The organism is Pseudomonas sp. 2822-15, assembly GCF_002742515.1.
Classification (GTDB): Bacteria; Pseudomonadota; Gammaproteobacteria; order Pseudomonadales; family Pseudomonadaceae; genus Aquipseudomonas; species Aquipseudomonas salomonii.
Map to the genome: position 1 here is coordinate 556,558 of NZ_LJRY01000187.1, position 24,003 is coordinate 580,560.

Annotated in this window: 26 protein-coding genes; 18 read left to right on the forward strand and 8 right to left on the reverse strand. The window is 61.2% G+C overall.

Going from position 1 to position 24,003, the window contains the following annotated elements:
• The first annotated feature begins 455 nt into the window (after window positions 1-455).
• The 11 genes from AOA59_RS17410 (at window position 456) to madM (ending at window position 8,983) form a co-directional block, all read left to right on the forward strand.
• Window positions 456-686 carry a DUF6124 family protein gene (locus tag AOA59_RS17410; RefSeq protein WP_099488458.1) on the forward strand — a complete coding sequence of 77 codons (231 nt, stop codon included), beginning with the start codon at window positions 456-458 and terminating at the stop codon, window positions 684-686.
• Between the two features lie 238 nt (window positions 687-924).
• Window positions 925-1,536, forward strand: coding sequence for a nucleotidyltransferase domain-containing protein (locus tag AOA59_RS17415; RefSeq protein WP_099488460.1), 612 nt, complete (start codon window positions 925-927; stop codon window positions 1,534-1,536).
• Between the two features lie 325 nt (window positions 1,537-1,861).
• Window positions 1,862-3,532, forward strand: a complete 1,671-nt coding sequence (mdcA, locus tag AOA59_RS17420; RefSeq protein ID WP_065912182.1) for a malonate decarboxylase subunit alpha — start codon at window positions 1,862-1,864, stop codon at window positions 3,530-3,532.
• On the forward strand, window positions 3,533-4,366 hold the full coding sequence (locus AOA59_RS17425; protein ID WP_099488462.1) for a triphosphoribosyl-dephospho-CoA synthase: 834 nt from the start codon (window positions 3,533-3,535) through the stop codon (window positions 4,364-4,366). It begins immediately after the preceding gene.
• On the forward strand, window positions 4,366-4,665 hold the full coding sequence (locus AOA59_RS17430; protein ID WP_056857713.1) for a malonate decarboxylase subunit delta: 300 nt from the start codon (window positions 4,366-4,368) through the stop codon (window positions 4,663-4,665). Before AOA59_RS17425 ends, AOA59_RS17430 begins: the two co-directional genes overlap by 1 nt.
• The gene (locus AOA59_RS17435; protein ID WP_099488463.1) at window positions 4,658-5,500 is read left to right on the forward strand and encodes a biotin-independent malonate decarboxylase subunit beta; all 843 of its coding nucleotides are present in this window, start codon (window positions 4,658-4,660) and stop codon (window positions 5,498-5,500) included. The genes AOA59_RS17430 and AOA59_RS17435 overlap by 8 nt, the downstream gene beginning before the upstream one ends.
• Window positions 5,497-6,267 carry a biotin-independent malonate decarboxylase subunit gamma gene (gene mdcE / locus AOA59_RS17440; protein ID WP_099488465.1) on the forward strand — a complete coding sequence of 257 codons (771 nt, stop codon included), beginning with the start codon at window positions 5,497-5,499 and terminating at the stop codon, window positions 6,265-6,267. Before AOA59_RS17435 ends, mdcE begins: the two co-directional genes overlap by 4 nt.
• Complete coding sequence (locus AOA59_RS17445) at window positions 6,261-6,857, forward strand: malonate decarboxylase holo-ACP synthase (protein ID WP_099488467.1); 597 nt, start codon at window positions 6,261-6,263, stop codon at window positions 6,855-6,857. The genes mdcE and AOA59_RS17445 overlap by 7 nt, the downstream gene beginning before the upstream one ends.
• Window positions 6,854-7,753 (forward strand): malonate decarboxylase subunit epsilon, encoded by a 900-nt coding sequence (gene mdcH / locus AOA59_RS17450; RefSeq protein WP_069787063.1) that lies wholly within the window; start codon window positions 6,854-6,856, stop codon window positions 7,751-7,753. The genes AOA59_RS17445 and mdcH overlap by 4 nt, the downstream gene beginning before the upstream one ends.
• Before the next feature lie 67 nt (window positions 7,754-7,820).
• Complete coding sequence (gene madL / locus AOA59_RS17455; protein ID WP_099488469.1) at window positions 7,821-8,213, forward strand: malonate transporter subunit MadL; 393 nt, start codon at window positions 7,821-7,823, stop codon at window positions 8,211-8,213.
• A gap of 5 nt (window positions 8,214-8,218) precedes the next feature.
• Complete coding sequence (madM, locus tag AOA59_RS17460; protein ID WP_056857769.1) at window positions 8,219-8,983, forward strand: malonate transporter subunit MadM; 765 nt, start codon at window positions 8,219-8,221, stop codon at window positions 8,981-8,983.
• A 137-nt stretch (window positions 8,984-9,120) separates the two neighbouring features.
• Here madM and AOA59_RS17465 read toward each other — a convergent pair whose 3' ends face one another.
• Window positions 9,121-10,035, reverse strand: a complete 915-nt coding sequence (locus tag AOA59_RS17465; protein WP_017139426.1) for a LysR substrate-binding domain-containing protein — start codon at window positions 10,033-10,035, stop codon at window positions 9,121-9,123.
• A gap of 410 nt (window positions 10,036-10,445) precedes the next feature.
• Here AOA59_RS17465 and AOA59_RS17470 point away from each other — a divergent pair, with 410 nt between their 5' ends.
• Entirely contained in the window at window positions 10,446-11,063 is a 618-nt protein-coding gene (locus AOA59_RS17470) for a hemolysin III family protein (protein ID WP_099488470.1), read from the forward strand.
• 108 nt (window positions 11,064-11,171) lie between these two features.
• Here AOA59_RS17470 and AOA59_RS17475 read toward each other — a convergent pair whose 3' ends face one another.
• Entirely contained in the window at window positions 11,172-12,074 is a 903-nt protein-coding gene (locus AOA59_RS17475) for a LysR family transcriptional regulator (RefSeq protein WP_065912174.1), read from the reverse strand.
• A gap of 108 nt (window positions 12,075-12,182) precedes the next feature.
• Here AOA59_RS17475 and AOA59_RS17480 point away from each other — a divergent pair, with 108 nt between their 5' ends.
• Genes AOA59_RS17480 through AOA59_RS17490 form a run of 3 tightly spaced genes read left to right on the forward strand, consistent with a single transcriptional unit; the run spans window position 12,183 to window position 14,712 of the window.
• Window positions 12,183-13,424 (forward strand): D-amino acid dehydrogenase, encoded by a 1,242-nt coding sequence (locus AOA59_RS17480; RefSeq protein WP_099488472.1) that lies wholly within the window; start codon window positions 12,183-12,185, stop codon window positions 13,422-13,424.
• A 10-nt stretch (window positions 13,425-13,434) separates the two neighbouring features.
• Window positions 13,435-13,785 (forward strand): RidA family protein, encoded by a 351-nt coding sequence (locus AOA59_RS17485; protein WP_099488474.1) that lies wholly within the window; start codon window positions 13,435-13,437, stop codon window positions 13,783-13,785.
• 24 nt (window positions 13,786-13,809) lie between these two features.
• Window positions 13,810-14,712: a transporter substrate-binding domain-containing protein gene (locus tag AOA59_RS17490; RefSeq protein WP_065912171.1), complete on the forward strand. Its 903-nt coding sequence runs from the start codon at window positions 13,810-13,812 to the stop codon at window positions 14,710-14,712.
• 131 nt (window positions 14,713-14,843) lie between these two features.
• On the opposite strand, the gene AOA59_RS17495 is transcribed toward AOA59_RS17490, so the two are convergent.
• Together AOA59_RS17495 and AOA59_RS17500 are read right to left on the reverse strand one after the other, a co-directional pair.
• Window positions 14,844-15,563, reverse strand: coding sequence for a 16S rRNA (uracil(1498)-N(3))-methyltransferase (locus tag AOA59_RS17495; protein ID WP_099488476.1), 720 nt, complete (start codon window positions 15,561-15,563; stop codon window positions 14,844-14,846).
• A gap of 153 nt (window positions 15,564-15,716) precedes the next feature.
• Complete coding sequence (locus AOA59_RS17500; protein WP_099488477.1) at window positions 15,717-17,123, reverse strand: adenosylmethionine--8-amino-7-oxononanoate transaminase; 1,407 nt, start codon at window positions 17,121-17,123, stop codon at window positions 15,717-15,719.
• A 273-nt stretch (window positions 17,124-17,396) separates the two neighbouring features.
• Here AOA59_RS17500 and AOA59_RS17505 point away from each other — a divergent pair, with 273 nt between their 5' ends.
• Entirely contained in the window at window positions 17,397-17,948 is a 552-nt protein-coding gene (locus AOA59_RS17505; RefSeq protein WP_065912166.1) for a cytochrome b, read from the forward strand.
• A 32-nt stretch (window positions 17,949-17,980) separates the two neighbouring features.
• Complete coding sequence (locus tag AOA59_RS17510) at window positions 17,981-18,577, forward strand: YceI family protein (protein ID WP_065912164.1); 597 nt, start codon at window positions 17,981-17,983, stop codon at window positions 18,575-18,577.
• Window positions 18,578-18,638: 61 nt separating this feature from the next.
• Here the strand turns inward: AOA59_RS17510 and AOA59_RS17515 are convergent, their stop codons facing one another.
• Window positions 18,639-19,523, reverse strand: coding sequence for a LysR substrate-binding domain-containing protein (locus tag AOA59_RS17515; RefSeq protein ID WP_056857725.1), 885 nt, complete (start codon window positions 19,521-19,523; stop codon window positions 18,639-18,641).
• 127 nt (window positions 19,524-19,650) lie between these two features.
• Between AOA59_RS17515 and AOA59_RS17520 the strand changes: the two genes are divergently transcribed.
• Window positions 19,651-20,025, forward strand: coding sequence for a nuclear transport factor 2 family protein (locus tag AOA59_RS17520; protein WP_056857726.1), 375 nt, complete (start codon window positions 19,651-19,653; stop codon window positions 20,023-20,025).
• 61 nt (window positions 20,026-20,086) lie between these two features.
• Here the strand turns inward: AOA59_RS17520 and AOA59_RS17525 are convergent, their stop codons facing one another.
• The 3 genes from AOA59_RS17525 to metF form a co-directional block, all read right to left on the reverse strand.
• Entirely contained in the window at window positions 20,087-21,979 is a 1,893-nt protein-coding gene (locus tag AOA59_RS17525) for a DEAD/DEAH box helicase (protein WP_017139415.1), read from the reverse strand.
• 221 nt (window positions 21,980-22,200) lie between these two features.
• Window positions 22,201-22,992, reverse strand: a complete 792-nt coding sequence (locus AOA59_RS17530; RefSeq protein ID WP_068931614.1) for an ABC transporter substrate-binding protein — start codon at window positions 22,990-22,992, stop codon at window positions 22,201-22,203.
• Between the two features lie 129 nt (window positions 22,993-23,121).
• Complete coding sequence (gene metF / locus AOA59_RS17535) at window positions 23,122-23,967, reverse strand: methylenetetrahydrofolate reductase [NAD(P)H] (protein WP_017139413.1); 846 nt, start codon at window positions 23,965-23,967, stop codon at window positions 23,122-23,124.
• Window positions 23,968-24,003: the final 36 nt, after the last annotated feature.

Consider the following 24,003-nt stretch of genomic DNA (forward strand, 5'->3'; position numbering starts at 1 on the left):
CCCTGCGCTGGTCTTGAGCCTTGCACTGCCTGGCGGGACGCGGAGCGTCCCAGGCGGCATTCCCACGCGGAGCGTGGGAACGATCGAAAGCCCGCTCGCCACAGGAAGCGTTTTTGCCGTGAGCGTTGTGCCCAGCCTTCGGAATTTTCCTGCAAGATTTCGAGCTGTGCATGAACTTGTTGTGGGTAGTCATGGCGGCTAGTCTTCGTCCCGTCATCGAAAAACGGTGACACGGACGTGCAAGTCCGGTTACATATCGGCGCACCAACGCCCATAGCCATTCAACGGGCGTTTTTTATGCTCGCTGTATTTGTTATGGCGGCTGTGCGCGGGAGACCCCTTGGGGTCTGCCGGGGTCCGATATGCCCGGTCTTGCACACCTGCGCACAGCTGCCACCTTAATTCGCGTGCAAGCGGAAGAGGGCAGCCTCCATCACATATCGGAGCTGTAAATCATGGTTAAACCTACCCCTAATCCGCCCCTCTTCACCGTAAACCCCCACCAAAACACCGAAGCTCTACTGGCCAACGCCAGCGAAACCCTGTGCTCCCTCAATGCACTGACCTGCCACCTTGCCTTCGACCTGGACCCCGCCCAGCGCGCAAGCATGTTGGCGATTCAGCAAATGGCGGAGCTGAGTCAGCTGTTGGTCGATAGAGCACTGGAACAAGTCAGCCTTGGCTAAGCAGTCCCAAAAAGGGACCGCTATCTAACAAGCACCTCGAGCAAATGTGGGAGCTGGCTTGCCTGCGATAGCGGACTGTCAGCCCATAACTTCATTGCTGACCCACCCCCATCGCAGGCAAGCCAGCTCCCACAGGGACTTTGTGCGGCAGTCTAAATGTAGCCGTAGGTCACGGATTACTTGATCGTTCCCAAAAAGGGACCTATCGTTCCCTTTTTGGGACTCTTTGACCTCTGCCATGCAAACCTTGTCGCTCAGCACTGCACTCTTCACCAACACCCAGCAAAAAGTGCTGGGCCTGCTCTTCGGCAAGCCCGATCAAAGTTTCTACACCAATGAAATCGCACGCTCGGCTCAAGTGGGCAAAGGCAGCCTCACCCGCGAGCTGGAGCGTTTGCAGCTGGCGGGCATTTTGAGCATGACGCGCCAAGGCAATCAGACCCACTATCAAGCCAACCCCCAATGCCCAATTTACTCGGAGTTGTTGGCCATCGTGCGCAAAACCCTGAGCCTGGACGAACCCTTGCGCAATGCATTGGCACCGTTCGCGAAGCAGATAACCTGGGCCTTTATCTACGGCTCCATCGCCAAGGGCGAGGCGCACTCATCCAGTGACATAGATCTTATGCTGATCGGCCAGAGCCTCAACTACAGTGAAGTCATGGAGCAGCTCATGCCGCTGGAAGAGCAGCTGGGCCGCACCATCAACCCGACGCTTTACACCCCTGAAGACTGGACCAGCAAATGGAGTGCCGGGAACAGTTTTGTGCAGCGGGTCGTGCAGCAGGACAAGATCAATCTGATGGGGGGCAACCCTCAGGAGTCCATGGATGGACAGCAAGGCAAATGATGGAAGGCGCGACGATGCTGCTGGGCAAAGTGGAAGAAGTGTTGGCTGATCAGTGGTGGCGGTAATTCGATCCCCCTGAACACCACCGAACAAATGTGGGAGCGGGCTTGCTCGCGAATGCGGTGGGTCAGTTAGAGATGTACCGCCTGACACCCTGCATTCGCGAGCAAACCCGCTCCCACATTTTGAGTTTAATTTGGCTCGAATCGAGCATCAGCTGATGGTCCGTTACTCCAACCGTAACGATCCGCCGCCGGGCTTGATTGATGCCCCCCACATTCACTCCTAAGGTACAGCCCACGACAGCAAACCCCGTGGAGCGACCATGACAACAACCATCACCCCCGATTCGCGCTGGACGCGGCGGCGCGACGAGAAGCAGCGGCGGCTCGGGCTGGTCAAAAAGTACGCAGACGGGGCGGTGTTGCCCAGTGACAAAATCGTCGAGGCGCTGGAAGCACTGATCCTGCCCGGCGACCGTGTGGTGCTGGAAGGCAATAACCAAAAGCAGGCCGATTTTCTCTCGCGCTCCCTGGCCAAGGCCGACCCGGCCAAGCTCCACGATTTGCACATGATCATGCCCAGTGTCGGCCGTTCCGAGCACCTGGACCTGTTTGAAAAAGGCATCGCGCGCAAACTGGATTTCTCGTTTGCCGGCACCCAATCCCTGCGCATCAGCCAGTTGCTCGAAGACGGCCTGCTGGAAATCGGCGCGATCCACACCTACATCGAACTCTATGCACGGCTGGTGGTGGACTTGATCCCCAACGTGGTGCTTTCGGCCGGTTTCATGGCCGACCGCGCCGGTAATATCTACACCGGCGCCAGCACCGAAGACACGCCGGCACTGATCGAGCCCGCCGCCTTCAGCGACGGCATCGTCATCGTGCAGGTCAACCAGTTGGTGGATGACGTCACGGACTTGCCCCGCGTCGACATCCCGGCAAGCTGGGTGGATTTTGTGGTGGTGGCCGACAAGCCGTTCTACATCGAACCGCTGTTCACCCGCGACCCGCGTCATATCAAGCCGGTGCACGTGCTGATGGCGATGATGGCGATCCGTGGCATCTACGAAAAACACAATGTGCAGTCGCTCAACCACGGCATTGGTTTCAACACCGCGGCCATTGAGTTGATCCTGCCGACCTACGGCGAATCCCTGGGCCTGAAGGGCAAAATCTGCCGCAACTGGACCCTCAACCCGCACCCAACGTTGATCCCCGCGATTGAAAGCGGCTGGGTGGAAAGCGTGCATTGCTTCGGCACCGAACTGGGCATGGAAAACTACATCGCCGCCCGCCCGGATGTGTTCTTCACCGGCCGCGACGGCTCGATGCGTTCCAACCGGATGTTCTGCCAACTCGCCGGCCAATACGCGGTGGACCTGTTTATCGGCGCCACCCTGCAAGTGGACGGCGACGGGCATTCCAGCACCGTGACCCGTGGCCGTCTCGCCGGTTTTGGTGGCGCGCCGAACATGGGCCACGACCCACGTGGCCGCCGTCACGGCACGCCGGCCTGGCTCGATATGCGCCACGACGACGCGCCGGAGGCCTTGCTGGAACGCGGCAAAAAGCTCGTGGTGCAAATGGTCGAGACCTTCCAGGAAGGCGGCAAACCCACCTTCGTCGAAACCCTCGACGCCGTGGAAGTGGCGCGCAAAAGCGGCATGCCGCTGGCGCCGATCATGATCTACGGCGACGACGTCACTCACCTGCTCACCGAAGAAGGCATCGCCTATCTGTATAAGGCGCGCTCGCTGGAAGAGCGCCAGGCGATGATCGCCGCGGTTGCAGGCGTCACCGCCATCGGCCTGCGCCACAACCCCAAGGACACCGCGCGCATGCGCCGCGAAGGTTTGATCGCCTTGCCCGAAGACCTCGGCATCCGCCGCACCGACGCCACCCGCGAGCTGCTCGCCGCCAAGAGCGTGGCCGACCTGGTGGACTGGTCCGGTGGCCTGTACAACCCGCCTGCCAAGTTCAGGAGCTGGTAAATGCGCGCCCTCAAACTGCATGAATTGAGCCTCGCCGATCGCCTGGCGGATATGGCCGTGGACGCCTTGATTGATGAGGCCGACCTGTCGCCCAAACCCGCATTGGTAGACCGTCGCGGCAATGGCGCCCATAGCGATTTGCACCTGGGCCTGATGCACGCCTCGGCGCTGTCGTTGTGGCCGATGTTCAAGGAAATGGCCGAAGCGGCGCTTGAGTTTGGTGAAGTGGGATTGCCCTTGCGCGAAGCCCTCGGGCGCATCGGTCGCGAAGGTGAGCAAGCCATGCTCGCTACCACCAGCGGCGTGAATACCCATCGCGGCGCGATCTGGGCACTCGGTTTGCTCACTGCCGCAGCGGCTCTGGCACCACGCGCCGTCACGCTCACCGCTGCCAGACTGGCCTTGCTCAACGACCGTTTCGCCCCGCAACCGCTGAGCCATGGCGCCCAAGTCGCGCAGCGCTACGGCGCACGCGGCGCCCGTGAAGAAGCGCAATTGGGCTTCCCTGCCGTGGTGCAACGCGGCCTGCCGCAACTGCACAAAAGCCGCCGGCAAAACGCCGGTGAACAGAATGCGCGTCTGGACGCCTTGCTCGCGATAATGACCGACCTTGCCGACACCTGCGTGCTCTACCGCGCCGGCACCGAAGGCTTGCTCGCCATGCAGCGCGGCGCCCAGGCGGTGCTGGATGCAGGCGGCAGCGCAAGCCTAGCCGGGCGCCGCCAATTGCACGACCTCGACCAGCAACTCCTGGCCCTGAATGCCTCGCCTGGCGGCGCCGCCGACCTGTTGGCCGCCTGCCTGTTTATCGACCGCCTCGACGGAGCGTTGTGATGGAAACCTTATCCTTTGAATTCCCCGCCGGGCAGCCGCCCAAAGGCCGTGCGCTGGTGGGTTGTGTCGGCTCCGGCGACCTGGAAGTGCTGCTGGAGCCGGGCACGCCCGGCACACTGACCATTCAAGTGCAGACGTCCGTGAATGGCGCCGAGCAACGCTGGCAGCACCTGTTCGAACGGATCTTCCAGGAACACACGCCGCCGGCCTTGAAGATTGATATCCACGACTTCGGCGCCACCCCCGGCGTGGTGCGTTTGCGCCTGGAACAGGGTTTCGAGGAGATCGGCCATGACTGATTTACTCAACAAGCACAGCTTCGTCGAACTCGGCGCCCGGCAGCGGGCCAAGGCGCTGCTGGACAGCGGCACTTACCGCGAACTGATCGACCCGTTCCAGCGCGTGATGTCGCCGTGGCTCAGCCGTCAAGGCGTGGTGCCGCAAGCGGATGACGGCGTGGTGATCGCCAAGGGCAGCATCGCCGGGTTGCCGGTGGTGATTGCTGCCATTGAAGGCAATTTCCAGGGCGGCAGCCTCGGTGAAGTGGGCGGCGCAAAAATCGCCGGTGCCCTCGAACTGGCGGCTGAAGACAACCGCAACGGTGTTCCGACCCGTGCCGTGCTGCTGCTGGAAACCGGCGGTGTGCGCTTGCAGGAAGCCAACCTTGGGCTGGCGGCGATTGCCGATATCCATGCGGCGATTGTCGACCTGCGCCAGTACCAGCCGGTGATCGGCGTGGTGGCGGGCAGCGTCGGTTGTTTTGGTGGCATGTCCATCGCCGCCGGGTTGTGCAGTTATCTGGTGGTCACCCGTGAAGCACGCCTGGGCTTGAATGGCCCGCAAGTGATCGAGCAGGAAGCGGGCCTGGAAGAGTACGACTCCCGCGACCGGCCGTTTATCTGGAGCCTTACTGGCGGCGAACAACGCTTCAACAGCGGCCTGGCCGACCGTTATGTGGCGGACGATGTGGCGCAGATCCAACAGACCGTCAGCGCTTTGCTGCAACAGGGTTTGCCCGAGCAACAGCGCAGCCGTCAGATCGACTTCTACCTGGCGCGCCTTACCGAGCTGGACGCAACGCCGCAAATAGACCCCGCGACGGTGCGCGACCTGTACCAAGGAGAACGCCCATGAGAGGTTTGCAGTGGTTCAACGCATTGAGCGCTGGCGCAGCGCCTGTCGAAGGGTTGCCGGACTCTTTGAGGGTTGCAGACGGCGTAGTGGGTGAGCAGGCCGTGCGTTTTATTGCCGTGGTCACCGACGCGCAAAATCGTTTCCCGCGTGCGCGCAACGGCGAAGTCGGTTTACTGGAGGGCTGGGGCCTTGCCAAGGCTGTCGACGAAGCCATCGAGAAGGGCGACAAACGCCCCATCATCGCCATCGTCGATGTGCCGAGCCAGGCCTATGGCCGTCGCGAAGAAGCCCTCGGTATCCATCAGGCCCTGGCCGCCGCCGCCGACAGCTATGCCCGCGCTCGCTTGGCCGGGCACCCGGTGATTGCGCTGCTGGTGGGCAAAGCCATGTCCGGTGCGTTTCTCGCCCACGGCTATCAGGCCAACCGCATGATCGCCCTGCGTGACCCTGGCGTGATGGTGCATGCCATGGGCAAAGCCTCGGCGGCGCGGGTGACCTTGCGCAGTGTTGAAGAACTCGAAGCCTTGGCCGCCAGCGTGCCGCCCATGGCCTATGACATCGACAGCTACGCCAGCCTCGGTTTGCTTTGGGAAACCCTGTCGGTCAGCCGGATTGAACAGCCCACGGCGGACGACGTGACGCGGGTCAGCGATTGCCTGTTGCACGCCATTGAAGATATCCACAGCCCGGATCTGAAAGGGCGCCTCGGTGCGAGCAATCGTGCAGCTTCCAGCCATGTACGCCAACTGCTGCGGGAGCAATGGTGAACGCCCACGACTTGCTCTGGGGCATGACCTCGGCGCATCTGCCTGTTGACGCGCCAGCCTGGGTACACGAGGCGATCAGCGCCGGTCACCCGGTGGTGGTGCGTCGCGCCATGGCCGAGCCGGGTTACGTGGCCGTCGGTGTGCGCGGGCGCTTGCGTGAACAGCGGTTTGCGGCGGTGATGCCCCTTTTGGCGGTGCAACGACGTGTGAAGCCGCAAGACTTGCGCAGTGTGATCTCGTCACGGGATTTGCCGGCACTGCGCGCACTGGATCAACTGCGCCCGGTGTTGGCGCAACAAGACTGGGGCGTCACCGGCAGTGCGGGCTTTGAACTGGCCAGCGGCATTGAAGCACTGCATGCCCAAAGCGATCTGGATTTGATGCTGTGCACGCCCGAGCCACTTGAGCGCATCGCTGCACGCACTCTGCTGGCGTTGTTGGACGCGGCCGAATGCGCCGTCGACCTGCAATTGCAAACCCCATTCGGTGCTGTCGCTTTGCGCGAGTGGGCAGGTGAATCACGCCGGGTGCTGCTTAAAACCACCCACGGCGCGCACCTTGTACTCGACCCCTGGCAGGCCGTGGCATGAGCAGCCTTCTGGTATTTCCAGGGCAGGGCGCCCAGCGCGCGGGCATGCTGCAAGCATTGCCTGCCCACGTCCTGGAAGAGGCCAGTGATGCACTGGGCGAAGACGCAAGCCTGCTCGATTCGGCCCAAGCCCTGGCCAGTACGCGTGCGGTGCAACTCTGCCTGTTGATCACCGGCGTGGCTCATGCCCGCCAATTGCAACACACGCCCGATTACGTGGCGGGCCTGTCCATCGGCGCCTACCCGGCCGCCGTTATCGCTGGTGCGCTGGAGTTTGCCGATGCGGTAAAGCTGGTGAGCCTGCGCGGCGAACTGATGCAAAACGCTTATCCACAAGGCTTTGGCATGACCGCGATCATCGGCCCGCAGTTATCCACAGTCGAAACGCTGCTGGCCGAAATCCACAGCCCGCAAACCCCGGTGTACCTGGCCAATATCAACGCCGACAACCAGACCGTCATCGCCGGCAGTGACGAAGCCATGCAGCGTGTCGCACAACGCATCAAAGGCAACGGCGTGGCCAAACGCCTGGCCGTGAGCGTGCCATCCCATTGCGTGCTGCTGAACGAACCCGCCGAGGCATTGGCGCAGGCGTTTGTAACGCTCAAGGCGCCACGCATCACCTACCTGAGCAGCACCCGCGCGCGACCTATCCACAACCCCGAGCAACTGCGCGACGACCTGGCTTTCAACATGTGCCGTATCGTCGACTGGCGCGGCACCGTGCAAAGCGCCTACGAGCGCGGCGTGCGCCTGCAAATCGAACTGCCGCCTGGCGCGGTACTCACCGGCCTGTCCCGGCGTGTCTTCGAGCAAGGCAGCGTAATCGCCTATGAAGGCGCACGCCTGGACACCTTGCAGGCCCTGCTGCAAGAGGAGGAGCGCCGCCACCGATAAAGCAGCACCCAAGGCTTTCGAAGCACAAAAACAACAATTTCGATGAAGCACTTTGAGGACAACAACCATGATTATTTACGGTGTGGCGTTTCTGGCGCTGTGTACGTTGATCGGCCTGTTTATCGGTGAATTGCTGGGCAAATGGATGGGTATCCCGGCCAACGTCGGCGGGGTGGGTATCGCCATGTTGCTGTTGATCGGCCTGGGCAGTTACCTCAGCAAACGTGGGCTGTTTACCGGCAAGTCGGAGCAGGGCGTGAGCTTCTGGGCGGCGGTATATATCCCGATTGTGGTAGCGATGGCGGCCCAACAAAATGTGTACGGCGCGATCAAGGGCGGGCCTATGGCAATACTGGCCGGCACGCTCGCGGTGGTGCTGGGCTTTGCCCTGGTGCCGGTGCTGGTACGCATCGGCAACCGTGAGCCAGTTGCGGCTGTTCCCACTAAAGAAGCCGGGTGATCGCCATGTACGAATCCATGATGAAAGTGATCACCGGCTACGGCCTGATCAGTGGTTTTGCCGTAATCGGCCTGACCATGTGGGTGTCCTACTGGATCTCCGACACCTTCACCAAAGGCCGTCTGCACGGTTCGGCCATCGCCATTTTGCTCGGGCTGGTGCTGTCGTATGTGGGCGGCGCATTTACCGGCGGCGCCAAGGGGGTTGTGGATATACCGCTGCTGTCGGGCATCGGCTTGCTGGGCGGCGCCATGCTGCGGGACTTTGCCATTGTTGCCACGGCGTTTGGCGTGAGTGTGGATGAACTTAAACGCGCCGGTTATGTGGGCGTGCTGGCGCTGTTTGTCGGCGTGGGTTCATCGTTCGTGGCTGGCGTCGGAGTGGCGATGGCGTTTGGTTATACCGATGCCGTGAGCCTCACCACCATTGGTGCGGGCGCCGTAACCTACATCGTTGGCCCGGTGACGGGCGCGGCGATTGGTGCCAGCTCCGAGGTTATGGCGCTGTCGATTGCCGCCGGGTTGATCAAGGCCATTCTGGTGATGGTGATGACGCCGTTTGTAGCGCCGTTGATCGGGCTGAATAACCCACGCAGTGCGGTGATCTTCGGCGGGCTGATGGGCACGTCCAGCGGTGTGGCCGGTGGCTTGGCGGCGACTGATCCGAAGCTGGTGCCATATGGTTGCCTGACGGCGGCGTTTTATACGGCGCTGGGCTGTCTGCTGGGGCCGTCGTTGCTGTTTTTGCTGATGCGCGGGTTGGTGGGCTGACCTGAGCCGGCCTCATTAATGATCGTTCCCACGCTCCGCGTGGGAATGCAGCCCTGGACGCTCCGCGTCTGCTCTTAAAGGCGTGACGCGGAGCGTCACATGAGGCATTCCCACGCAGAGCGTGGGAACGATCGGTGTCAGGTTTGGCGATTGGCATACATCCGACACTCCGCCAGCAACGCCAGCAAGTTCGGATCACGCTCCTTGGCCTTCAAGAACACCACGCCAATATGCTGCTGCAACCGATACCGCGGCTGCAGCGGTATGAGCTTCACGCGGTTCTCATACACCGCCGCGATTCGCCCCGGCAGCAACGCATAACCCACACCCGAGCTGACCATGCTCAGCAGCGTGAAAATGTCGTTCACCTGCATCGCCACCTTCGGCTCGAACCCCGCCTGCTTGAACACCCGGTTGCCGTCCTGATGGGTGGCGAAGCCTTGGGTGAGGGTGATGAAGGTCGCGTCGCGCACATCCGCCAGGTCGATCTGCTGCTCGCGGTCGAAGGGTGAATCGGCCGGTGTGGCGAGGAAGATGTCGTCGGAAAACAGCGCAATCTGTTCGCAGTCGGGGTCGTTGGCGTGGTCGTCGAGGGAGATCAGGATCGCGTCCACCTCCATGTTCTTGAGCTTGTAGAGCAGGTCGAAGTTGGAGCCCAGAATCAGGTCGATATTGAGTTCGCTGCGCCTGATTTTCAGGCCCATGATCAGTTGCGGCACGGTTTTGACCGTCAGCGAATACAGCGAGCCCAGCTTGAAACGCTCGGCGGAGAAGCCGGCGGCTTCGCGGGTCAGGCGCACGCTGTCGACCACGTCGGCCACCAGCTTTTGGGCGCGTTCTTCCAGCACGTAGGCGCTTTCCAGCGGGGTGAGGTTGCGCCCTTCGTGTTTGAACAACGGGCAGCGCAGCGCATTTTCCAGCGAGTGAATAGCACGGTGCACGCTGACGTTGCTGGTTTGCAGCTCGGCAGCGGCGCGGGCGAGGTTGCCGGTGCGCATGAACGCCAGGAAGATTTCCAGTTTCTTGAGGGTGAATTCTTCGTCGATCAGCATGGCCGTGGCTCGGGTTCGAATGCCGTCGATTGTGCCCCTAAAACCCGTTCACTCCCAGCCATGCGCTGCACAGGCCCAGCACCAGGCGGGTGTACCGAAGGGAACAGGTACAGCCCGCGCACGGTCACAACCGCACCCGGCAAGCCACGCAGGTGGCGATATTGGGGCCGGGCCATGGAGATTGCCGTATGTGGGAGCTGGCTTGCCTGCGATGAGGTCTGTCAGTTATTGAATGATGGGCTGACACACCGCTATCGCAGGCAAGCCAGCTCCCACAGGATGACGTGAATGAGCTATCGGCGTGTGTGTTTGGGCAAATGAAGACATGCGTGTTACCTGCAACAGTGCCGGTAGCGTCAGAATGGTTCTGGCACAACCATGTGGTAACGGTTATTCGAGGTGAGTGACACATGTATCACGGGGAACGATTCAACGCCTGGAGCCACTTGGCCGGGGCGGTTGCCGCTTTTGTCGGCGCAGTGTGGATGTTGGTGGTGGCGAGCCTGGACGGCAGCCCCTGGAAGATCGTCAGTGTGGCGATTTATGGTTTTACCCTGCTGGTGCTGTACAGCGCGTCCACCGTGTATCACAGCGTGCAGGGGCGGCGAAAAGAGATCATGCAGAAGGTTGATCACTTTTCGATCTACCTGCTGATTGCGGGCAGCTACACACCCTTTTGCCTGGTGACGCTACGCGGGCCGTGGGGTTGGACGCTGTTTGGAATCGTGTGGGGGCTGGCGGTGATCGGCATTTTGCAGGAGATCAAACCAAGGTCTGAGGCGCGGATTCTGTCGATTGTGATCTATGCGGTGATGGGCTGGATTGTGCTGGTGGCGGTCAAGCCATTGATTGCCGCGCTGGGCACAGCGGGGTTTACCTGGCTGGCGTCGGGCGGGGTGTTGTACACCGTCGGCATCATCTTTTTTGCCCTGGAGGATCGCCTGCGCCATTCCCATGGGATCTGGCATTTGTTTGTGATCGGCGGCAGTTTGCTGCACTTTGTGGCGATCATGCATTACGTGCTGTGACCTGTGGACGCTGGCTTTTTTTGGGAGCTGGCTTGCCTGCGATAGCGATGTTGAATGTGCCGACGCTATCGCAGGCAAGCCAGCTCCCACATTGGATAGGTGGTGTTTTTAGAGGCGTTCGAGCAATTCGCGGGCGCGCTTGCCGAAGATCTGCAGCAGGTTCGCCAACATATGCGGCGGCGGCTCATCAGCGCGCGTCAGGGCGTACAGGGTGATCGGCAATGGCGGCGTCAGCGGGCGAATGCAGGTGGTCGCCGTCGACGCGCCGAGGGCGGTGAACGGGTCGATCACCGTCAACCCGGCACCTGACTCCACCATCGCCCGGGCCAGGGAATAGGTCTGTACGGCAATGCTCACCCGTGGCGGTGGGTCGACGTTTTCCAGGTAGCTGTCGAGCTTGGCGGCCAACGGGTCGGCACTGGACAAGCCTACCAGTGGCGCACCCGCCAGGTCAGCCAAGGGCAGTGGCTTGCTCAGCTCGGCATCCGACCAATAACCCTTGGACGCCAGCGCCACCAACACGCCGTTGGCCAGCACCTGGGTGGTCAGCCCCGGATGGCCGGAGAAGTTGAGCGTCAGCGCCAGGTCAATCTCACGCATCAACAGCTTCTGCACCAGCTCGCGGCTATGGTCGCTGGACAGTTCACAGGCAATGTCCGGGTAGTCGCGCTTCCATTCCAGAATGGCCGGCGGCAGCAACGACAGGGCCAGGGCTGGAATCGCACCAATACGCACACTTTGGCCCGGCTTGCGGCGCAGGCTCTTGGCCAGGCGCCGCACGCCTTGCAGGCTTTCGGTGACTTTTTCGACTTCGCTTTCCAGCGCCAGGGCTTCCGGTGTGGGCTGCAGTTTGCCGCGCACCCGCAGAAACAACGGAAAGCCCAACTGCAACTCGGCGTGCTGCAGCACCTTGGTCACCGCCGGTTGCGAGACGTGCAACAGCTGCGCGGCGGCGCTGACGGAGCCGGTCTGGCGGATCGCCTGGAAGATTTCGATATGACGCAGGCGCATGGCAAGTCCATAACCTTTGTTTATAGGTGACCCATCTTTATTCATTGTCGGCGGCCTGTCACCTGGCCCTAGGCTTGGTGCCAGTCAATTCAACAGCGGGTGGCAGCAATGGCCAAGCGGGTTTGCATCATCGGTGGTGGCGTTATCGGCTTGGCGAGTGCCTACGCCCTGGTGCGTGCAGGCCATGAAGTGACAGTGATCGAAGCGCGGGACAGCCTGGGCAGCGAGACCAGTTTCGCCAACGGCGGGCAGCTCTCCTACCGTTATGTCGCGCCGTTGGCCGACAAAGGTGTGCCGCTGCAAGCCATCGGCTGGTTGCTGCGCGGTGATTCGCCGCTGAAGCTGCGCCCACGCCTCGACCCGCAGCAATGGCGCTGGATGGCGGCCTTTATCGGCGCATGCCGTGGCTCGGTGAACAAACGCAATGCTGCGCACCTGCTGCGCCTGGCGTCCTTGAGCCAGGCCACGCTGGAGCAATGGCGCGAATGCGATCGCCTGGAGGGCTTCGATTGGCGGCGCAACGGCAAACTGGTGACGTTTCGTAACGCCGCGTCCTTTGAGCATGCGCGCAGCAAGGTCACCCATAGCGTGCAGCAGCAGGTGATGTCCATGGCCGATTGTGTGCAGGTGGAGCCAGCGTTAATGGGCGCCGACTTTCTCGGTGGCATCTACACGCCGAACGAGGAGGTGGCTGACTGTCACGCCTTCTGCCAACGGCTGGCGGCCCGGCTCGAAGCCTCGGGCCGCTGCAGGTTTTTGCTGGGCCGCAAGGTCACTCGTATTCGCCACGCCGACGGCGCGGTGCAGGCCATCGAGCTGGGTGACGAGGTGATGGCGGTGGATCAACTGGTGCTGGCGGCCGGGCATCGCAGCGCGCAATTGGGTGTGCCTGGGTTGTCATTGCCCCTGTATCCGCTCAAGGGTTACAGCCTGAACGTGCCGATTGGCGCGCATCACCAGGCGCCGAACGTGAGTGTCACCGACTATGACCGCAAGATCGTGTATGCGCGCATCGGCGAGCAACTGCGGGTCGCGGCCATGGTGGATATCGTCGGCTTTGATGCAGGCCTTGAGCCCAAGCGCCTGGCGCTGATGAAACGCCAGGCCATGGAGACATTCCCAACGGCCGGCGATTACACCCACGCCGTCGAATGGGCCGGCATGCGCCCGGCAACACCCACCGGCGTGCCGCTGATCGGCGCCAGCGCCTATCGCAACCTGTGGCTGAACCTGGGCCACGGCGCCCTGGGCTTCACCCTGGCCTGCGGCAGCGGCCAATTGCTGGCCGAACTGATCAGTGAACACGCGCCTTCCATCGATATGCAGGGCCTCACGCCCCGCGCCGCTTAAGGATACAGCCATGACCATCACTCGAATCAGCAGCAACGAGCGCCTCTCTGGCGCCGTCACCTTCAGGGACTTGGTGTTCCTCTCGGGCCAGGTGCCGGGCGACGGCCAGGATGTGGCCACGCAAACCCGCGAAGTACTGGCCAGGATCGACGCACTGCTGGCGCAAGCAGGCAGCGACAAGGATCACGTACTCAACGCCACGATTTACCTCAAAGACATCGGCAGCGGTTTTGCACCCATGAATGAAGTGTGGTCCGCGTGGTTGTCGCCGGGCATGGCGCCGACACGCACCACCTTGCAGGCCGAACTGGCGCGCCCGACGGTGCTGGTGGAAATCAGCGTGATTGCTGTACGTAAATAACCAAAAGACCAACGGAGAATAACAATGAAAAAAATCCTGTTGACCGGCTGCACCCTGGGGCTGTTGTTTGGCGCACAGGTTCAGGCCAATCAAGCCCCGCTGGACGGCACCTTGAGCAAGATCGCGAATGCCAAGTCGATCACCTTGGGGTATCGCGATGCCTCGGTGCCGTTTTCCTATGTGGGCGATAGCAGCGGTACGCCCATGGGCTATTCGGTGGAATTGGCGAACAAGATCGTTGAGCGCATCCAGCAGAAAATCGGGGTGGCCAAACTCAATGTGAAGTACAACCTGGTGACCTCTCAGACCCGTATTCCGCTGGTGCAAAACGGCACCGTCGACCTGGAATGCGGCTCCACCGGTGTGACCGCCGAGCGGCAGAAGCAGGTGGCGTTTTCCTACGGGTTTATCTATGTGAAGGGCCAACTGCTGACCGCCAAAGACAGCGGCATCCAGGGTTTTGAAGACCTCGCGGGCAAGAACGTGGTGACCACGGCCGGCACCACCAATGAACGCTTTCTCAAGAGCTACAACGCTGACCACAAGGCCAATATGTTTGTGATCAGCGCCAAGGACCATGGCGAAGCGTTCAAAATGCTCGAGACCGGCCGCGCAGTGGCGTTCTACATGGATGATGCGCTGCTCTACGGCGAGCGGGCCAAGGCCCGTGACCCGCACCATTGGGTCGTCGTGGGCAAGGAACAATCACGGGAGATCTACAGCTGCATGCTGCGCAAGGACGACCCGCAGTTTCTCGCCGTGGTCAACGAAACGCTCGCCGACCTGTACCGCTCCGGGGAGATCAACGGGATTTATCAGCGCTGGTTTGAACAGCCGATTCCGCCCAAGGGCCTGAACCTGGAGTTCCCGATGACCAGCGAGTTGAAGGCGATTATTGCCAGGCCGGTGAGTGACCCGGTGGAGTGATAGACGCAATGATCGTTCCCACGCTCCGCGTGGGAATGCCGCCTTGGACGCTCTGCGTCCGTTTTGAGGTCGTGACGCAGAGCGTCACAGGAGGCATTCCCACGCAGAGCGTGGGAACGATCGGGCGCGGGTTAGAAGTCGCCCCAGAGTTGCTGGGCCACGGCCAATGCCACCACGGGTGCCGTCTCGGTGCGCAGCACCCGCGGGCCGAGGCGGGCGGCGTGGAAGCCGGCGTTTTGGGCCGCTTGTACTTCAGGGTCGGTCAACCCGCCTTCCGGCCCGATCAGGAACGCCAGGCTTGATGGCTTGGCGTGGCTGACCATCGGCTCGGCCACCGGGTGCAGCACCAGCTTCAAATCCGCGTCGGCTTGCTTCAACCAGTCGGCCAGTAACAGTGGCGGGTGAATCACCGGCACTGTCGAACGCCCGCATTGCTCGCAGGCGCTGATCGCCACCTGACGCCAGTGCAACAGGCGTTTGTCGGCGCGTTCATCCTTCAGGCGAACTTCGCAGCGGTCGCTGAAGATCGGCGTGATTGCATTCACACCCAATTCGGTGGCTTTCTGAATCGCCCAATCCATGCGCTCGCCCCGGGACAGGCCTTGGCCGAGGTGGATGTGCAGCGGTGATTCGGCCTGGCCCGCAAAGCTTTCGGTGAGTTGCACGGTGACGCGTTTTTTACCGACCTCCAGCAAGGTGCCGAGAAACTCCTGGCCGGAGCCGTCGAACAGTTGCACGGCATCGCCTTCGCCCATGCGCAATACGCGGCTGATGTAATGCGCCTGGGCTTCGGGCAATTCATGCTCGCCGATGCTGAGCGGGGTGTCGGTGAAAAAGCGGGACAGTCTCATTTCTGTTCTCTGGAAGTGGTGTGCAGAGCGGACGCGGAGCGTCCAGGGCTGCATTCCCACGCTGAGCGTGGGAACGATCATACAAAACCTGTGGGAGCCGGGCTTGCCCGCGATAGCGGTAGACCCGGCACCCGATCAGTTGAGTGAACTCAATTAACCCGGATCGCGAAAACCTGGGTGGAAGTCCTTCGGCACGGCAACACTGACGTTGCTGTTGGTGGCGATATCGATGCCTTCACTGGCCACTTCAGCCAAAAAGTCGATCTGCTCCGGCGTAATTACATACGGCGGCAGGAAATACACCACGCTGCCCAACGGCCGCAACAGCGCGCCGCGTTCCAGTGCATGCTCGAACACCTTCAAGCCACGGCGTTCCTGCCACGGGTAGGCGGTTTTGGTGGCTTTGTCCTGGACCATCTCGATGGCCAGCACCATGCCGGTCTGGCGTACTTCCGACACGTGCGGGTGGTCCACCAGGTGCGCGGTGGCGGTGGCCATGCGCTGGGCCAGGGCCTTGTTGTTCTCGATGACGTTGTCTTCTTCGAAAATATCCAGGGTCGCCAAGGCTGCCGCGCACGCCAGCGGGTTGCCGGTGTAGCTGTGGGAATGCAGGAAGGCGCGCAGCGTCGGGTAGTCGTCGTAGAACGCGTCGTACACATCGTCGGTGGTGACAACCGCCGCCAATGGCAAGTAACCGCCGGTGAGGGCTTTGGACAGGCACAAAAAGTCCGGGCGGATACCGGCTTGCTCACAGGCGAACATGCTGCCGGTGCGGCCGAAGCCTACGGCGATTTCGTCGTGGATCAGGTGCACGCCATATTTGTCGCAGGCTTCGCGCAGCAGCTTGAGGTACACCGGGTGGTACATGCGCATGCCGCCGGCGCCCTGGATCAGCGGCTCGACGATCACGGCGGCGACGCTGGCGTGGTTTTCGGCCAGGGTTTGCTCCATGGCCAGGAACATGGTGCGCGAGTGCTCCTCCCAGCTCATGCCCTCGGGGCGCAGGTAGCAATCCGGGCTCGGCACCTTGATGGTGTCCAGCAGCAGGGCTTTATAGGTCTCGGTAAACAACGGCACATCGCCCACCGACATCGCGGCGATGGTTTCGCCGTGGTAGCTGTTGGTCAGGGTGACGAAGCGCTTCTTGTTCGGCAGGCCACGATTGAGCCAGTAGTGAAAGCTCATCTTCAGCGCGACTTCGATGCACGACGAGCCGTTGTCGGCGTAGAAGCAGCGCGTCAGGCCCTCGGGCGTCATCGCCACCAGGCGCTCCGACAACTCGATCACCGGCTGGTGGCTGAAACCGGCGAGGATCACGTGCTCCAGCTGATCCACCTGGTCCTTGATGCGCTGGTTGATGCGCGGGTTGGCGTGGCCGAACACATTGACCCACCAGGAACTGACGGCATCGAGGTAGCGCTTGCCTTCGAAGTCTTCCAGCCATACGCCTTCGCCGCGCTTGATCGGGATCAGCGGCAGTTGCTGGTGGTCTTTCATCTGGGTGCAGGGATGCCACAGCACCGCGAGGTCGCGTTGCATCCACTGGTTATTCAAGCCCATCGGTTATCTCCTCGAAGCGGCCCTGCGCCCGGCGCAGGCGAAACAATCGCGCAAGCCTATGCAATGCCAGGCGGCGTCACAACCCATTACGGATGAATTGGCAGTAAAGGCAGGACGATCTGTCACGTTTCTTGGGAATAGTCCTTAATCCATTGTTAACGTACTGTGCATACTCTCTTGATCGTATTTCTCGATATTTCAAAGCGAAATTTTCCGCTTTAATTCGATAGGTAAATCGCTAGTCTTGGGCACAGTTCTTACGGGATTTGGGACATGCAGCTACGTAATTCATCGGCCCGTTATGGTTGGGTCAGCATTGTTTTGCACTGGGGCGTAGCCCTGGTGGTGTTCGGTTTGTTCGCGCTGGGCCTGTGGATGGTCGGCCTCGACTACTACAGTGCCTGGCGCAAAGACGCGCCCGACCTGCACAAGAGCATTGGCATTACGCTGTTCGCCATCATGCTGGTGCGTATCGTCTGGCGCATTGTCAGCCCGCCGCCACCACCGTTGGCCAGCTACAGCCGAATGACGCGTATTGGCGCTGCGTTCGGCCACGCGTTTCTGTATCTCGGGCTGTTTGCCGTGATGATCGCCGGTTACCTGATTTCCACCGCAGATGGTGTCGGTATCCCGGTGTTTGGCCTGTTTGAGATTCCTGCCGTGGTTTCCGGGCTACCGGACCAGGCAGACACCGCCGGTGTGGTGCATTTGTACCTCGCCTGGGTGTTGGTGGTCTTCGCCGGTTTGCATGGCGTAGCTGCGTTTAAACACCACTTTATCGATCGTGATGCGACCCTGACGCGAATGCTGGGACGCAAAGCCTGATGTTCAACCTCGACTCACAAGGAATAGAAAGCATGTTGAAAAAGACTCTCGCCGCTCTGGCAATCGGTACTGCTCTGCTGTCCGCAGGTTCGGCGATGGCCGCTGACTATGTTGTCGACAAGGAAGGCCAGCACGCCTTCGTTGACTTCAAAATCAGCCACCTGGGCTACAGCTTCATCACCGGTACGTTCAAGGACCTGGACGGCAAGTTCAGCTTTGACGCCGCCAAGCCTGAAGACAGCAAAATCGAGTTCAACGTCCGTACCGCCAGCGTATTCACCAACCACGCCGAACGTGACAAGCACATCGCCAGCAAAGACTTCCTGGACGTTGGCAAGTTTGCCGATGCCAAGTTCGTCTCCACCAGTGTCAAAACCACCGGTAAAAATGCTGCGGGCCAAGTCACTGCCGACGTGACCGGCGACCTGACCTTCCACGGCGTGACCAAGCCGATCGTGGTCAAGGCCACGTTCCTGGGCGAAGGCAAGGATCCATGGGGCGGCTACCGTGCCGGCTTTGAAGGCACCACCAGCTTCAACCGTCAGGACTTCGGCAAGCAGATGGACCTGGGCCCAGCGTCCAACACTGTTGAGCTGTACGTGACTTTTGAAGGTGTGAAAGCGAAGTAATTATTTCGCTGCTTCAAACGCCAAACGCCGACCTCAGGGTCGGCGTTTTGCTGTGCCGTGTTTAAAGGCTTTCTTGATACGTCTTCACTTGGTCCTTGAGCCAGTTATGCAACAACGTCAGTTGCGCCGAAGGTTTGCTGCCGGCGGGCCAGACCAGGTAGTAGCGTGAAGTGTGTGCCGGTTCAATGTCGGTGAGCCGGACCAGTTCCCCCCGTTGAATCAGCGCATGGGCAATGGAGCGGCGGGTCAGCGCGACGCCGTGCCCCAGCCGTACGGCTTCGAGCATCAATGTGGAATCGGTGAACTCCAGCGGCGCTTGCGGACGTTGCCCTTCGATACCGGCAGCGCCCAGCCAGATCGGCCAACTCTCACTGGCATGCAGCAATGGCTGCTCAAGGACGGCTTGCGCCGTGTCCGGCAGCACGCCGTGGTTGAAGTCGCGGGCGGCGACCACCAGCAATGAGTCGCCCATCAACGTTTCGCAATGCACATCCGGCCACTGGCCATGGCCGAAGCGAATCGCGCAATCAAGCGGGCCTTGCTCGAAGCTGGCGAACTCCATGCTCGACTCCAGCCGCAAGTGCAGTTCGGGGTGAGCCGCCCTGAAATCATGCAGGCGCGGCAACAACCAGTGCATGGCGTAGGAAGGCAGCACCGAAGCGGTCAGTTGTGGGTGCCTGGTTTTTGCCATCAGCTTTTCGGTGATCCCGGCGATCTCGCCCAGCCCCTGCCGGATCTGGTAGGCATACACGCGGCCTTCATCCGTCAGCATCAGCGTGCGCTTGTTGCGCATGACCAACGCGAGGCCCAGGTAATCTTCAAGGGCGCGAATCTGATGGCTGACGGCACTGTGGGTCACGTGCAGTTCGAGGGCGGCCAGGTTCACTTTGCCCAGTCGGGCCAAGGCCTCGAAAGCACGCAGCGCGGCAAGGGGAGGCAGTTTCAAAGTGTGAATTCCTTTCACAGAAAAGCCTAATAATAGCCGCTATACGTGAAATGAGTGGGCTATCAATAATGGCGGCAAGTTATTTATTCAAATAACACCGTGTTGAAACTTTCGGGAGTTGTGCGCCATGATTGATGAGATTCAAGCGTTTCTGAACGATTACTTTAGTGTGTTGCAAACTCAGGATTTGAATACGTTCGATCAAGTCTTTCATCGTGGCTGCGTGTTATACAGCGCACAGAACTCGACCGTGGTCGTGCGGCCGTTCGATGAATACCGGACCATGGTTCAAGGCCGAAAGTCGCCGCAGGAAGGCGGTTTTCCGCAGCTTGATGAGGTATTGATGATTGACGTGATGTCGCCGGAAATGGCCATCGTCAAAGTGCGCTTGCGCTTGTTCAATAACGTGATGGTTGATTATTTGAACCTGATGAAAGTTGACGGTCGCTGGATGATCTTCGCCAAACTTTTTCATAAGGCCGGTGAAGTGGCTGATCAATAAGCTATTGCCTGGATGCAAAAACGCCCCGACTAATCGGGGCGTTTTTGTTAGCGTCGAAAACTCAGCGGTTGCGGGTCAGCAACGCAGGTTTTTCACCACGAGGACGGCCTGGCAGTTGATCCAGCTGCTCAGGTGTCGGGAAGCGATCCGCTTTCGACTCCTTGTGGATGATTTTCGGCGCCGGGCCACCCCGCGGGTTCTGCACGGCGGGTTCCGACAAGCGTGGCTGGTCGTCACGGGCCGGGCGGCGGTTGTTGCTGCGCGAGTCTTCGCGACGGGCTTGGCCGTCACGGGGTGCGCCATTGCGCGGGCCGTTGCGCTTGGCAGGTGGCGTACCGGTGGTACCGCCGCTGCTGTTGCGTGGGCCATTTTGACGACCACCCTGTGGCTGGCCGCCACGTGGAGCGCCGGTGCCTGCGCCCGCACCCTGTGCCGGTGCACCTGGGCGGCGGCCACGGCCTTGGGCCGGCTTGGCCTGGGGCACGTAGTCAACGCGGTTACCGAAGTTATCCACGTCATCGTCGAGGAACTCGTCCGGGGCGCGGTCGGCGGCGGCGCGTGGCGGCTGGCTCGGCTGGCGCTGTTCGCGGGCCGGGGTGCCTTCACGGGGCTTCTGCTCACGGGCCGGGCGTTCGCCACGGCCGTTGGTGGGCGCTTTTTCCTTGCCGCCTTTGTCTTTGCCCTTGTCGCGACGGCCACCGCCGCCACCGCCGCCGTTCGGGCCATCGCCCTTCGGACCACGTGGGTTGCGTGGGTTACGCACGTCCGGACGCTCGCGCGCTTCAGGCTTTTCGGCCTCCACGGCGCTGGAGTCGAAGCCCATCAGGTCGCCGTCGGCGATTTTCTGCTTGGTCATGCGCTCGATGCTTTTCAGCAGTTTTTCTTCGTCCGGAGCGACCAGGGAAATGGCCTCGCCCGAACGACCGGCACGGCCGGTACGGCCGATACGGTGCACGTAATCTTCATCGACGTTCGGCAGCTCGAAGTTGACCACGTGTGGCAATTGGTCGATATCCAGGCCGCGTGCGGCGATATCGGTGGCAACCAGGATGCGTACGGTGCCGGCCTTGAAGTCGGCCAGGGCTTTGGTGCGCGCGTTCTGGCTCTTGTTACCGTGGATGGCGACGGCGGTGAGGCCGTGCTTGTCCAGGTACTCGGCCAGGCGGTTGGCGCCGTGCTTGGTGCGGGTAAACACCAGTACCTGTTCCCACGCGCCGTGGGTGATCAGGTGCGCGAGCAGCGAGCGCTTGTGGCTGGCGGCCAGACGGAACACGCGTTGCTCGATACGCTCGACCGTGGTGTTCGGCGGCGTGACTTCGATGCGTTCCGGGTTGTGCAGCAGCTTGCCGGCCAGGGCGGTGATGTCCTGGGAGAACGTTGCCGAGAACAGCAGGTTCTGACGTTTGGCCGGCAGGCGGGCGAGGACCTTTTTCACGTCATGGACAAAGCCCATGTCGAGCATGCGGTCGGCTTCGTCCAGCACGAGGATTTCCACGTGGGACAAGTCGACGCTGCCTTGGCCGCACAGGTCAAGCAAACGACCTGGGCAGGCGACCAGCACGTCAACACCACGGGACATGGCCTGAACCTGTGGGTTCATGCCGACGCCGCCGAAGATGCAGGCGCTGACGAACTTCAAGTCGCGGGCGTACAGCTTGAAGCTGTCGTGCACCTGGGCGGCGAGTTCGCGGGTTGGGGTCAGGACCAGTACGCGCGGTTGGCGCGGGCCGTGACGCTGGGATTTGTCCGGGTGACCGTTGGGGAACAACCGCTCCAGAATCGGGAGGGCGAAACCACCGGTTTTACCAGTACCTGTCTGCGCCGCAACCATCAGGTCGCGACCTTGCAACACGGCGGGAATGGCCCGCTGTTGCACCGGAGTAGGCTCGGTATAGCCCGCTGCCTCGATGGCGCGGACTAAAGCCTCGGAGAGACCGAGGGAAGCAAAGGACATGAGTAATCCTGTTTTAGTTAGGGCTTGGCCCAAAGGGATAATCTTGCCGGGCGTGAATGGCGCTTAGGGGAGCGCAACCCCGTCCGGTCCTGCTGCGTCTGGCGGGCACTCCACCGGCTCGCGCGGGCTGAAAGCTGCGCAGTAGCTGGGTTAGGTGCCTTTTTCAAGACCTCAGCGGCCGGGCGTGAGCCTGGCGGAAAGGCCGGAGTATAACAGAGCAATCACGGCGCGCCGCTTTCCTGCTGCTCAACGGTGTGTTCGAAGGCCGTTATTGCTTGGATTCCCCCATATTTGGCGCTTAAGGCCGCGTACGCAGGTTCTTGCTTGAAGCGCTTGAGCTCGGCGGCAAAGCGTTGCACCAGCAGGTCCATGCCGGCGCCCCGGCGCACAGCCAAAAATTGCGGTTGGCGGCTGACCACCAGCGGCGCCTGGCTGACCTTGCCTTCCAGGCCCATGGCCTTGATCACATGCTGGCCGACGCGACGGTCGGTAATCACCAGGTCAATACGACCCAACGACAGTTTGCCGAAGTTGGCCTCATGGCTGGGCGCCGGCTCGCGGTCGAACAGGGTGGATTCGCTGAAGGCCTCGCCATACAGATAGCCCGGCGACGTGCCGACCGTCAGCCCGCGCAGGTCATTGAGGGTCTGGGCCGGATGAGGGCGGTCGTTGGCATAGAACAGCACGAACTCGACAGCCGACAACGGTTCGCTGGGGTAAAGCAGCAAGGCGTCGCGCTCATGGCTGTGGAAAATATCCAGCGCGCCATCGGCGTGGCCTTGATCCAGCATGGCCAGGCAACGTTTCCAGGGCAGGAATTGCCACTCTACATCCACCCCCAGGCGTTGGAACACGATCATCGTGGTTTCGTAATCCAGGCCGCGCATGCTGCCGTTGTCTTCGTACACATAAGGTGCCCAAGGCTCGGTGACAATGCGCAATTTCTCGCCGTAAGCGGTGAAGCTCAGGCAAGTAAAAAGCACAGTGGTCAACAGCTTGAGGATGACGGGCATACCCTGAGGTTACGATGCTCCTGCGCTAAAGAGAAGCTCTGGCACACGCATTCGCGGGCAAGTTGATGTGGCGCATTAAAAGCAAAAGGCCCTCGTATAAACGAGGGCCTCGGCATTACCAAGCCAGCCTTAGCGTGGCAGCTTGAGGTTGTTCCAGATCGCCAGGCTGGGTTCGGTCTGGTTCAGGGTGTAGAAGTGCAGCCCGGGTGCGCCACCTTGCAGCAATTGTTCACACATCTGCGTGATGACCTGCTCGCCGAACGCCTGGATGCTCTTGACGTCATCGCCATAAGCTTCCAGTTGCTTGCGCACCCAGCGTGGGATTTCAGCACCGCAGGCGTCGGAGAAACGCGCCAGCTTGCTGTAGTTGGTGATCGGCATGATGCCCGGCACGATAGGGATGTTCACACCCATGGCCCGTACACGCTCGACGAAGTAGAAGTAGCTGTCGGCGTTGAAGAAGTACTGTGTGATCGCGCTGTCGGCGCCGGCATTGGCCTTGCGCACGAAATTCTGCAGATCGTCTTCGAAGTTACGCGCCTGTGGGTGCATCTCCGGGTAAGCCGCCACTTCGATATGGAAGTGATCGCCGCTTTCTTCACGGATGAAGCTCACCAGGTCATTGGCGTAGCGCAGCTCACCACTGGCCATGCCCATGCCGGATGGCAGGTCGCCGCGCAGGGCGACGATGCGCTTGATGCCGGCTTGTTTGTATTGGGTCAGCAGGCTGCGCAGGTCGGCCTTGCTGTCGCCCACGCACGACAAGTGCGGAGCGGCGGGAACTTTGACTTCACTTTCGAGCTGCAGCACGGTGTTGATCGTGCGGTCACGGGTCGAGCCGCCGGCGCCGTAGGTGCAGGAGAAGAAGTCGGGGTTGTAGCTGGCCAACTGCTTGGCAGTCGCCATCAGTTTTTCATGCCCAGCATCGGTCTTGGTCGGGAAAAACTCGAAGCTGTAGCGACGGTCTTGGGACATGGTTAACACCCTTGGAAACTCATAAAACCGCAAGTC